This is a genomic window from Coleofasciculus sp. B1-GNL1-01 (assembly GCF_040220235.1).
Lineage (GTDB): Bacteria > Cyanobacteriota > Cyanobacteriia > Cyanobacteriales > Coleofasciculaceae > Coleofasciculus.
The window spans coordinates 1-12,443 of sequence record NZ_JAVJTO010000060.1; the positions used below are offsets into that span (position 1 = coordinate 1).

Here is a 12,443-nt window from a genome sequence, read left to right on the forward strand (position 1 = left end):
TCTAGGGTGAGAAGTTGAGACTCACTTAGATAATTCTTAAGGCAACTGTGATAGAATTTGGGTAGCATTATTGATTGAGCGGTTGATTGGAATAAACATAGACCGCTCTTTTTTACCACAAAACCAACCCATTTCTTGTTAATTTTTGGAAAAAGTCAAAAATTTATTTTCTATTGCTTTTACTCTGAGCGATACGTTCCTTCTTACTGAAGTTCAAAGAGCCGAAAAATTGAAACGGCAAACGCCGTGCCGACCAAATTATTGTACTCAGAGGTGGTCAGGTAGAGGCACGAGGCAAGTTTGATGATTTACGAGAAACCTGCACTGAGTTGCAGTAATTGTGGCAGTCCGGAGATGTCGCGAGACACCGTGATTTATGCATGTTAGATGCCGAATTCCCTATTCCCTAGCAGACTCTACCATTTTCTTTCTTAAACTCAGTGGTCGCATATCTGTCCATACTTCCTTGATGTATGCAAGGCATTCTTGTTTAAGACCACTTTTTTCTACATCTCGCCAGCCTAGGGGAATTTCCCGGTTAGCTAGCCAGATAGAATATTGCTCTTCCTGATTGACTACAACTCTGTAAATTGTGGTGTCTTCGTCTTGACTCATCGTTTTCTCCTTAAAGCTTCATTCTAGCGATCAATCTGTTTACGACCCACAAAGATTCCATAGCTATTCCCTTCAGGTTTTGCTAAATTACCTTCGCGATCGTAGAGAGTAACTCCTGTAAAACCTACATTATCCAATGTAGACTTAACTTCATCCTCGGTATAAGCTTTGTAGATCCAAGTAATATCTGAACGCTGCCATTGCTCCTCGATCAACTCAAAAATAGTCATTATATTCGGGTTAATTTTTTCTTTTGGATCGTAGCTCTCGCGACAAGCCCAAGCATAATCATCTTTGACCTCACCGTCAGTTAGGAAAGTGTCAGATCCGTAGGACTTAAACTTTCCTTTAAAAATTAGATCGAATACGAACAAGCCATTATTTTGTAGTGCGTCATAGACTTTTTTGAAAACGGCTTTTAGTTCCTCTATACTCATGATGTGGTTAAGACCAATATTGGTCGAAACAACTGCATGGTAGGTAGTTGGTAGCTCAAAGAAACGTGCATCACCTAGGATAAATTCAGCAGTGGGTGCATTTTTGCGAGCATAGTACAACATTCCTTCAGAACTATCCAGTCCAGTTACTTGATATCCTTTAAGTACTAACTGTTGTACCGCTTGCCCCGTACCACAACACAGGTCGAGAATATGTGCTCCTTTAGGAAGATGATGCTGTATCAACAACTTTTCTACCTGTGGCAGCTTAGTTTGACATGAATGTGGTCCCCAAGATTCATTGTACATGCGAGCAAAAGGATCATAGTTGGGATAAAGATTTACTGAAGACATTAAAGATTACTCCTTGAATTAACTGAATCAAACAAAGAATCAATGCAAACGATCGGTTTAGGTCTCAACCTTACTTAGGATTCCCCCTACCTATTTTTTCGAGGATTTACGGGCTACAAAAAAGATAGTGCCAGCATTTAGAGGCGTCTCAAGTTTACTGTTGGTCTTGCCAATACTAATTTCTACAAAACCCGCACTTTTCAGAGCTAACTGAATTTCTTCTCTAGTGTATGCCTTTACTTTCCAACTACTGTCTGAACGCCGCCAAGTTTTTTCAACTAATTGGAATAACGTCATTTGGTACTGACCGATTTTATTTTCTGGGCTATAATTCCCCCTAAAAGCCCAAGCATATTCGTCTCTGATATCACCTTGAACAACAGCACCTTGCCATCGCTGCGACTGATAGTATTCTTCCATATCCATATCAAAGACAAACAGACCTTCTTCCTTCAGGGTCTCGTAAACATTGTGGAAAATACCTGTCAGTTCCTCAAGGTTTAAGAAATGGTTTAAGACAGCATTGGTTGAAACAACGGCATCGAAGGTCGTCGGCAACTTCAAGAGTCGTGCATCACCTAGAATAAATTGACCATCGGGTGCATTTTGGCGAGCATAACGCAACATCCCCTCAGACGCATCCAATCCAGTAACTTGATATCCCTTGATTAGTAGTTGTTGTACGACTTGACCTGTTCCACAACCTAAGTCAAGAATATGCGCTCTTGGAGAGAGATGCTGTAGTAGTAATTCTTCCAAAATTGGGAGAATTTTTTGACAGTATGGTAGTCCCCATGAGTCGTTGTATATCTGACCAAAGTTATCATAGTCAGAAGCGGTAATATCTAAAAACATAACGTTTTCTTGTCTCTCCTTATAACGACATGAGATAGATCGAACAAATTGACAGAATGAATTTACAAAAAACCTCCTTCTTGCAGTTCTTTTACACTATCTTTGACTGCGTTAATAATATTGCTAATATCTTCATCTGTATGGGCAGTCGATAAAAAGCTTGCTCCTCCTCCAACTCGGAGCAGAACTCCTCTATCGAGCAAATGATAAGATAACAAATTCATACCCATCGAGGAATCTGAATTTTCTGAATGAGCGGAATTACTTGAGGAAAATGGACTGAATATCGAGCCAAAATTTACTAATCGGATAGGCATTTTTTCTGCTTCAAAGTAAGTATTCAGTGTTTGGACAAATTCAGACGTTCGTTGATTTAATTGCTGCTGTAGAGCTGGCCCTTGAACCTTCAAATATTTGAGTACGGCATTGGCTGCTGCCATAGCTAGTGGATGTTTACAGTAAGTACCTGCAAACATTGTTTTTTCTACCTGGGGTGAAGATGTATCACCATAATTCCACAGACCACCGTCAATTCTGTCCATATAGATAGCTTTGCCAGCAATTATGCCAATGGGTATACCGCCACCAACAACCTTGCCATAGGCAGCGATGTCTGCTTCAACGCCAAACCAAGCTTGTGCTCCGCCGGGATGGATGCGGAAACCAGTAATCATTTCATCAAAGATTAAAGCTATCCCTAATTCTTTAGTTAATTGCCTCAGTTGCTGGAGAAATACTTTAGGTTGCAAGTTAGGTCGGCTACTCTGTACAGGTTCAACCAGAACAGCGGCTAAATCTTGCTGGTAATCTTTGATAATATCCAGTGCATGAGGATTTCCATAATCTAAAACCAACACATCTTCAAGAATACTAGTCGGTATCCCTGGAGCAACAGGAACTACCTGTGGATGTCCGTTGACTGTCTGTTTTTTAACGAGTACTGCATCAAAATGACCGTGATAGGAGCCTGAAAACATGGCAATTTTATTGCGACCTGTTGTGGCTCGGGCTAAACGGATTGCTGCCATCATCGCCTCTGTGCCTGTATTACTCAAAGCCACACGCTCCATTCCTGTCAGTTCACCGATTAACTCGGCAACTTCTCCAGCCAACTCCGCCTGCGGACCAATTTGTATTCCCTTTTCCAATTGTTCTTGCAGTGCTTCTCTCAAGAACGGTGGATTATGACCGAATAGGTTTATTCCCAACCCCATGATTAGGTCTACATATTCGTTACCGTCTACATCCCAAATTCGAGAACCGAGAGAACGCCTCCCAACAATCGGATAGCACATCTCCTTGAGAGGCAAATTAAACCCTTCTGAAACCCGACGATCTGCTAGAACTGAACGATAAAGTTGGGTAAGCTCTTTTGAGGATTTTGTCCGCTTGGTATAGCGTTCAATTAAAATTTGTAAGTATTTTTGTTGTGATTCTGTTTTTTCGATGTTCATGAAACTGATGCTAGTTAATTTTTTGAGTTGGTATTAAATTAGACAAAACCCCGATCAATTAGATAGGTCAGATAAGTATGAAGTAACTTCTCATTTACGGGAGGACATTCAATAGATGTACCTTTCAAACCCTCTTGAGTATTTTGGCAATCAAATTTCATTGGTGTGGGATTATGTCCTCGATCTTGAGAACTTATTTCTGGGAAAAATGGCAACAGTGAAGACAAAACATGTTCGGGAGAAAACTTAGCAAGTTGAACTAACTGAGAGCGCCAGTCCTTATAAGATAATGGTTGAATTGAATAACCCATTTTGGAAAGTATATTCAGCAACATTTTTGAATGAAAAGGTTGGTAGTTTACGAGATGAAACGCTTTTCCGAGAGAAGTTTCTTGCTTCGATAAATGGATTATTGCCCTGCTAACATAATCTATAGGAGTCATGTCTTCGATCGTGTCTTCATCAGGTACATAACCAAGTTGAATACAACCGATTATCAGCCTATATAGACGGTCATTTGGGTTGAAAACACCAGTTTTACTATGTCCGGATACACGTCCTAATCTGTAAATACAAACAGGCAGTCCTCGATCCTGTGCAATTTTTACTAACTTTTCTGCAACCCATTTACTCTGAGAATAACCGCCTGATGGTACTCGTCGATCCTCTAGAGAATCTTGCTCTCGAACAACTTGAATGTCAGCACCTGCAACCGAGGAGAATACACTGGTAGTTGAAATAAAATGTACGGGCTTCACTTTGATTTGACTAGCTAATCTCAAAACTTCCTGAGTTCCTAACACATTAGCTGCCTTGAGAGTGGAGTAGGGGGAAGTATGATGTACCCATGCACCATTATGGTAAATAACATCGACTTTACGAGAGAGCGCTTGGAATTCCTCCTCCGAAAGTCCCAAAAGCGGTCGAGACAAATCACCAACAACCGGAATGATTCTGGTGCTTAAAGATTCATCCCAAAGTAAGTAAGATTCAAGACTACTCTGGATTCTATTTTTACCCTCTTTCCGGTTAGGAGAACGAACTAAGCACCATATATCTGCTTGGGTTTGCTGGAGTAGTTCATTGAGTAAAAAAGCACCGACAAAGCCTGTAGATCCAGTTAGAAAAATACAAGCAGGTTGTGGGGTATGACGAATCAAGATAGATTCAGGACGGATTGCGGGGTCAAGAAAAATTTCGTTCTTGAGATCTAGAAGAGCATTAGGTTCAATACTATGAGTTTTTGTCTGGCAAGCTATCTCAATTTTTTCAGCTAAATCTGCTAAAATAGGTAGTTCAAAAAGAGTTTGTAAGGGGAGTTCTACTTTGAATGTTTCTCGCACCCTGATCAGGAGTTGAGTAACCAGCAAGGAATGTCCGCCCAAATCAAAGAAGTTGTCATGAATCCCTACTCGTTCAACTCTAAGTACCTCCCTCCAAATCTTTGCTAGTGAAGTTTCAATTGGTGTACGTGGTGGTATGTAGATTGTTTCTAGGTGAACCCCAGTCCTGTCAGGTTCTGGCAGTGCTTTACGGTCTACCTTGCCGTTAGGTGTTAAAGGTATTTCTTCCAGTAACACCAAAGCTTCAGGCATCATGTAATTGGGCAGATTTTCTTTGAGAAAGAGGCGCAGTTGTCTAATAGAAGGAGCAGATTGCTGTCGGGGAACGACATAGGCTACTAACTGTTTGTTGCCAGGTATATCCTCTCGCGCTATCACTGTAGCCTGCTGCACTTCTGGGTGTCGGCTCAATACAGCCTCAATTTCTCCACATTCAATGCGGAAGCCGCGAATTTTGACTTGGTGGTCGATACGTCCGAGAAACTCAATATTGCCATCCGCTTGATAACGAGCTAAATCCCCAGTCTGATAAAGACGCGATCCTAATTTGCTGCTGCACTCTAAAGAGTAGGGATTGGGAATGAACTTTTCGGCAGTTTGAACCGGATTGTTGAAGTAACCGCAAGCTAAACATTCTCCACCAATGTAAAGATTTCCAGGAATACCAATTGGACAGAGGTTAAATTGAGAGTCAAGAATGTAATATTGGCTGTTCTGGATGGGTTTACCGTAGGGAATGCTCACCCAGCTTGGATCCACCTCACCAATAGAATAGTGATTAGACCAAACCGTTGCTTCGGTCGCTCCACCAAGAGCGATTACTTGAACGCCAGGGTATGTCGTTCTGATTGAATCTGGCAGTGTTGTGGGTATCCAATCACCACTTAAAAAGACCAATCTGAGTTGATTTTGTCGGTCAATAGAACTTGCCGAAGGCAAAAAAGGTACTAGTTGCTGAAGTGCTGCTGGAGCAGAATCCCAGAAGGTGATTGGTTCATGACCGAGTATATGCACCAACTGTTCTGGATCGTGAATTTCGGATTCAGAGGCAACTCGGATAGAACCTCCCGCTGCCAACAGACCAAAAATATCGTACACCGACAAATCGAAACATAGTGAAGTAATGAAGAGGATGCGATCGCTTGCTTGTATTTGGTACGCCTTATTCACCCAATCAATTAGATTAACTACGGACTTATGGCAGACAGCAACCCCTTTTGGTTTCCCAGTCGAGCCAGAGGTATGAATTATATAAGCCAGGTTATCTGAAATTATTGTACCAGGTGGATTACTCTTTTGCCTTTGGTTTAAATGCCAATTTGTCCAAATTATTTTCTTCTGTTTTTCTGGACTGAAAGACTTGATTGATTGACTCTGTAAACGGGACTTTTTGATAATAACGTCATATCGGTATTGCAGTTCATTTTCAAATTTATCTTCTCGATGAAGTATTGAAATTTCGGAAATTTGGTCTAATTCTTCTCTTAAATAAGAAAAGAAAGCTTCATCGAGATAGAGTTCACTGTCTAATTGAATTTTGGTCTTGATACCAACATCTTGGTGATGTTGATTTTTAAAATCTTCTAGGGATTTTTGGAATTCCTTTTTCTGCCGTGCATCCATGACATCAGCAATCAAAATTATTCCCTCTGGATTTAATAATTTAAGGGCGGTTTCTAATACTTGACTTAAATAGATAACTCCAGGAAAAAATTGAACGGTGCTTGCCAGAATAATTAGATCGAAAGAATCGGATGCAAAAGCGGTAATTTCGTGGGCGAATCCTGTTCGCAGTTCGATATTAGAATAACCCTGTTTTTGAGCTTTTTGAAGGTTGCGTGTCTGGGTAACTTCTGAGGGGTCAACTCCGATGTAGTGAGAGACATGGGGAGCGATCGCAAACATGATAAGTCCAGAACCACATCCAATTTCTAGAACTCGCTTACCTGGCTCTAGGTATGGCTGTGCTAGTTTGACTACGTGGTTCTTGTATTCGTTAACTTCTGTTTCAGAGAAAGGAACTCCCGTATAACTGCTAACGAAGCCGCCGGCAGTAATATCATCAACAGCTTGTTCTGCGATACGATCCCAAAGCGATCGAACTACATTGGCTTCAAGGGGTTCTGGCGGTGGTTTCGGCGTACTGATATCCAGACAAATTATGTCTGTTAGTCTGGGGAGTTTCCATTGAAGTTCGCGCACAGTCGGCAGTTGCCAGTATTGGGTAATAATATAGCGAACCTCAATAGGTGATAAAATTTGCCGGAGTCGTTCCATTGGCCAACTCGGTTCGAGTGGCACATACGCACCACCTGCCTTGAGAATACCCAAGATACCGACGACCATTTCCAAGGAGCGCTCTACACAGATTCCCACCAGTACCTCTGGTTCCACCCCCAGTTTTTGTAGGTGGTGTGCGAGTTGATTCGCCCTGACGTTCAGTTCTCGGTAGGTCAACTGTTGCTCTTCAAAGACTACCGCTACTGCATCCGGTGTCTTCTCCACTTGAGCTTCAAACAACTGATGAATGCATTGATTCTGGGGATAATCCGCCCCAGTGTCATTCCATTCCACTAGCAATTGTTGTTTTTCAGCTTCTGTTAGGAGCTGTAAGTCTTGCAGACGCTGGTCAGAATTGGAGAGAATGCTTGCCAATAAGGTCTGGAAATGTCCTAGCATTCTAGCGATCGTACCTGCGTCGAATAAATCGGTATTGTACTCTAGGCTCCCAATCAGCCCCTGCTTGGTTTCCCTCATCGACAGGGTCAAATCAAACTTTGCCGTACTGCTGTCCGTTTCCAAAAGACTCAGGGTCAGACCGGGTAACTCTAAAGCCGATACTGGCGTGTTGCCGAACTCGAACATCACCTGGAGCAGCGGCGTGTGGCTCAGATCCCGCTCTAGTTGCAGTTCATTGACAAGGCGCTCAAAGGGCAAGTCCTGGTGAGCATAGGCTTCCAGCGCGACGTTACGCACTCGGCTCAAAAGCTCCCGGAAACTGGGACTATCTCCAAGGTGGGTACGCATGACCAGGGTATTGACAAAGAACCCAATCAGTCCATCAATTTCGCGCCGATTTCGGTTAGCAATGGGCGAACCCACCAGAATATCTTCCTGCCCTGTATAACGGTAGAGCAACGTATTGAATGCTGCCAGCAGGGTCATGAAGAGGGTGACATCCTCCCGCTTACTCAAATCTTTAAGAGCTTCAGTCAAAGCCTGAGGTATTATGAAAGATTGCGTTGTACCCCGGAAGGTTTGAACTGCTGGTCGGGTTCTGTCTGTGGGAAGTTCCAAGATCGGGGGGGCACCTTTGAGTTGCTGCCGCCAGTAGCTTAGTTGGTTATCGAGTACCTCTCCCTGAAGCCACTGGCGCTGCCAAGCAGCAAAGTCAGCATACTGGATGGGCAACTCCGGCAGTGGGGACGGCTGCCCCGTGGAAAAGGCTTCGTAGAGCGTACTCAGTTCTCGAATGAGAATACCTGTAGACCAAGCATCGGAGACGATGTGGTGCATCGTCAACAGCGCCACATATTCGGCTTCATCTAAGCGTACTAGAGTAATTCGTAGAAGTGGATCCTTGTCTAAATCGAAAGGTCGCTCTCGCTCCTCATCAGCCAATCGCAAAACTTCAGCTTCTCGCTCGTCGTCCCTTAGCTGCCGCCAGTCTAGTATAGGCAGCGTCAACCTTGGGGTCGGGGCAATCACCTGAACTGGCTGACCGTCTACCGTCTTAAAGGTAGTGCGTAAGGCTTCATGGCGGCGCACGATTTCATTAAAACTCTGCTCCAAGGCGGCTACATTGAGCGAACCCTCGAGACGCACAGCCCTAGGAATGTTGTAAAGGGGGTTGCCGGGTTCCATTTGGTCGAGAAACCATAACCGCTGTTGGGCAAAGGATAGGGGGAGGTTCCCCTCTCTCGAAACAGGTTGAATAGCCTGAGACGTAGTGTTTGAGGCAAGATTAGCCTGGTTGAGAAATGCAATAATTTCGGCTTTGCGATCGGAGATCTGAGCGCTGAGGTCTGGTGTTAACACCTCCTCAGGAGCATTACAACGCAGGCGAACCTCTTTCAGAGGCGCTCCGCTAACGCTTTCAACCCAAAGCTTGACATCCAGACTATAAAGGTAAGATAGAAATTCATCAATTGTTTTCATAACTCTATTTCCTTTCGACCTTTTCCTTCAGCAACGGAAGGGTGAGAAACTTGGGCGAGAGCTAAACGCATTGTTTCAATGCGATGGCTCAAAAGCGCCACAGTCGGTTTCTCGAACAGACTGCGTAGGGGCAACTCCATCTGGAATGCTTCGCGCAAGTGAGAAATAACTTGGGTGGCTAGTAGAGAATGTCCTCCCAATTCAAAGAAGTTGTCGTGGATTCCTACCTTTTGCACACCGAGAACGGAAGCAAAGATGTTGGCGATTATTTCTTCACCTGGCGTGCGTGGTGCCACGTATTCACGTTCTCGGCTAATTTCTTCATCTGGTGCTGGTAAGGCTTTTCTATCTACTTTGCCGTTAGGTGTTAAGGGTAGGATGTCTAAGGTGACAAAGGCAGAAGGCACCATGTATTCTGGTAGCTTTGAAAAGAGGAATTCACGCAGTTGGTTGTTAGTGAGTGATTCATCTCTGGTAACTATATAGGCAACTAAGCGTTTGTTACCAGCAATGTCCTCTGTTGCGATAACTACAGCTTGTTGGATTTGGGAGTGGGTGTTCAGGACGGCTTCAATTTCTCCGAGTTCGATGCGGAAGCCGCGAATCTTCACTTGATGGTCAATGCGATCGAGGAATTCGATGTTACCATCACTCAAGTAGCGGGCTAGGTCGCCCGTTTTGTAAAGGCGTTCTGATTTGGAGTTCGAGAAGGGGTTGGGGATGAATTTTTCTTGGGTTAGTTCGGGGCTGTTGAGGTAGCCTCTTGATAACCCAGCACCACCAATATGCAGTTCTCCTGCTACTCCAATGGGGACGGGCTGCCCCTCGGCATCTAGGAGGTAGATTTGCGTATTAGCAATGGGACGCCCAATCGGCACTGTAGCTGATTCTAAACCCGTTGAGTTGCTCTCAACCTCAAAAGTCGTCACACCGACAGTCGCTTCTGTTGGACCGTAATGATTGATAATCTGGCAGTCTGGATTGTGCTGTTGTGTCTGCTCGATCAAATCCCAACTAGCCACTTCCCCTCCAAGAACTAATCGCTGACGGGGCAGAATAGACCTAGATGACGAGTTTGCCAAAAGGACAGCAAGGTGGGAGGGAGTAATTTTGAGACAGTCAATAGGATGGCGCTGGAAGTAATCGGCTAGAGCTTGGGGATCGGCAACTCGCTCAGAAGAAACCACATGCAGACACCCTCCACTACAGAGGGAAGGGTAGATAACAGTGTTACCTAAATCAGCGGCAAAGGTAGAAACATGAGCAAAGCTGGAGCCTGCTGGCAAACTGAGTACGCCTTGGATGCTGTAGAGGTAGTTGAGAAGTTGCCGATGCTCGATCGCGACTGCTTTAGGTTTACCTGTAGAACCAGAGGTAAACAACACATAGACTAAATTTTCACCTGTCACCTTGCTGGTCGGATTCTCGGAACTTTCCTGAGCAATAACGTCTGAGTCTGTGTCCAAGTATACTACCTTCGCTGAGTTCTCAGGCAGCTTCTCGACTAGCGACTGTTGTGTCAACAATATTGGTGTCTGAGCATCTTGCAACCGGAAAGCTAAACCTTCTTTCGGCAAAGCTGTATCTAGGGGTAAGTAGGCTCCACCTGCTTTGAGAATACCGAGTATGGCGATGATTATATCAAGGGTTCGCTCTAAATAAATTCCCACTAACACTTCTGATTCAACACCCAAATTTTGTAGATAATGGGCTAGTTGATTGGCACGCTGGTTGAGTTTAGCATAAGTCAAGTGTTGGTCTTCAAATAAGACAGCAATATTATTGGGGGTTTTTTCTACCTGTGCTTCAAAGAGGTGGTGGATACACTTGTCTTGTGGATAATTAGTCTGCGTTTGGTTGAACTCGACCAGCAGTTGTTGTCGTTGGCGATCGCTCAGAATTTCTAACTCATTAACTTTAGCGTCTGGGTTCTTTAAAAGATTTTCTAGCAAGGTCTGAAACTGTCCCGCTAAACACTTTATACTTTCTACATCGATTAGTTCAGGATCGTAGTGAAACTCTGCTGTAATGGACTCTTCTCTACGCATACAGGTGAGCTTTACTTTGAATCGCTCAAAGCAGACATACTGCTTCTCAATTGAAAATGAAACCTCACCTGCATCATATTTATAAAACCCTTCTTCAAATTCAAAACTTATGGGCAAGTTTACAAGATTATCTTTTGATCCTGTACTATCTTCCCAGAGGAAATATTCTTGCCATTTTTCGTGGTTACGTAAAGGTTCACTGATTTGCAATAAGACTTCAGTAAACTTAAAGTCCTTCTGGAAAGAACAATGGACAGGCAACCATTTTGCCGACAGCCCTAGTACATCTTGCAATTCTTCATATTTTCTGCCACTGAAGACAGTGCTGACGATAATCTCTGACTGTCCTGTAATTCGCCAAATTAGCGTCTGCCAACAGGCGAATAAGAATTCAGCAACTGTGGTTTGGTGTAGAGTGGCGATTTTTTCGAGCTTCGCCACTACTTCTGGCTCAATCCTCAGGGCATAAACATCGGGTTCAAATCCCGTTTTTCCACTAGGCTTGCGCTCAAAAGGAAGGGTTAGCGCTGGAAGTGAACCTAAGTTTTGCTTGTGCCAGTACGCTTTTCCGAGTTCGGCATCTTCTTCTAATAATTCATTCTGCCATTCAGAAAATTGAATATATTGTACTGGTTCATCAGTCAATTTCTCATTTTTCAAGCCTTTGCTGTAGATGTAACTCAGTTCTTTAACCAGATTTTTTAGCGTCCAGCTATCTGCACACAGTGATGGCAGGGTAATGAGCAAAATATGTTGAGTGGCTGACAGGCTAATTAGGGATGAGCGTAGAATAGAATCTTGCTCAAAATTGAAAATAAAGCACTTTTCTTTCTGAAACAGTTCCTCAATTTTTGCTTGCTGTTCCTTTGGATCTGAATCACTCAGATTGAAGTAATTCCATAATGGGATGCCGCTATTGTGTATGACTTGAATAGGGAGTTTTATCCCAGGTTGCCGATAGAATGTTGTGCGAAGGATTTCATGGCGATTGACGACTTGCTGTAAAGCGTCTTCTAGTACTTCTGTTTTGAGTTTACCTTCAATCCGAAGAACACACTGGGCACGGTAAACGAGATTATTGTGTTGTAATGACCACAGATGTTTTTGCTGTGGGGAGAGTCGAAAGCCTTGAATAGTTTGATTTTGCATTGTTTGATTTTGCATTTTTTGTTCAAATCC

Annotated in this window: 6 protein-coding genes; all 6 read right to left on the reverse strand. The window is 43.5% G+C overall.

Going from position 1 to position 12,443, the window contains the following annotated elements; genetic code table 11:
- Positions 1-399: 399 nt before the first annotated feature.
- Entirely contained in the window at positions 400-615 is a 216-nt protein-coding gene (locus RID53_RS15110) for an MbtH family protein (RefSeq protein WP_446388887.1), read from the reverse strand.
- A 23-nt stretch (positions 616-638) separates the two neighbouring features.
- Positions 639-1,406, reverse strand: a complete 768-nt coding sequence (locus RID53_RS15115; protein WP_446388888.1) for a class I SAM-dependent DNA methyltransferase — start codon at positions 1,404-1,406, stop codon at positions 639-641.
- Between the two features lie 90 nt (positions 1,407-1,496).
- Complete coding sequence (locus RID53_RS15120; RefSeq protein ID WP_446388889.1) at positions 1,497-2,261, reverse strand: class I SAM-dependent methyltransferase; 765 nt, start codon at positions 2,259-2,261, stop codon at positions 1,497-1,499.
- A 62-nt stretch (positions 2,262-2,323) separates the two neighbouring features.
- Positions 2,324-3,715 carry an aspartate aminotransferase family protein gene (locus tag RID53_RS15125; RefSeq protein WP_446388890.1) on the reverse strand — a complete coding sequence of 464 codons (1,392 nt, stop codon included), beginning with the start codon at positions 3,713-3,715 and terminating at the stop codon, positions 2,324-2,326.
- Positions 3,716-3,753: 38 nt separating this feature from the next.
- Positions 3,754-9,216 carry an amino acid adenylation domain-containing protein gene (locus RID53_RS15130; RefSeq protein WP_446388891.1) on the reverse strand — a complete coding sequence of 1,821 codons (5,463 nt, stop codon included), beginning with the start codon at positions 9,214-9,216 and terminating at the stop codon, positions 3,754-3,756.
- Entirely contained in the window at positions 9,213-12,428 is a 3,216-nt protein-coding gene (locus RID53_RS15135) for a non-ribosomal peptide synthetase (RefSeq protein ID WP_446388892.1), read from the reverse strand. The genes RID53_RS15130 and RID53_RS15135 overlap by 4 nt, the downstream gene beginning before the upstream one ends.
- Between the last annotated feature and the right edge of the window lie 15 nt (positions 12,429-12,443).

What these genes read in the sequence shown, in the direction of transcription:
- RID53_RS15130 (WP_446388891.1), bottom strand. Translation starts at nt 9,216, where the DNA reads ATGAAAACAATTGATGAATTTCTATCTTACCTTTATAGTCTGGATGTC.
- RID53_RS15125 (WP_446388890.1), bottom strand. Translation starts at nt 3,715, where the DNA reads ATGAACATCGAAAAAACAGAATCACAACAAAAATACTTACAAATTTTA.
- RID53_RS15110 (WP_446388887.1), bottom strand. Translation starts at nt 615, where the DNA reads ATGAGTCAAGACGAAGACACCACAATTTACAGAGTTGTAGTCAATCAG.
- RID53_RS15115 (WP_446388888.1), bottom strand. Translation starts at nt 1,406, where the DNA reads ATGTCTTCAGTAAATCTTTATCCCAACTATGATCCTTTTGCTCGCATG.
- RID53_RS15135 (WP_446388892.1), bottom strand. Translation starts at nt 12,428, where the DNA reads ATGCAAAATCAAACAATGCAAAATCAAACTATTCAAGGCTTTCGACTC.
- RID53_RS15120 (WP_446388889.1), bottom strand. Translation starts at nt 2,261, where the DNA reads ATGTTTTTAGATATTACCGCTTCTGACTATGATAACTTTGGTCAGATA.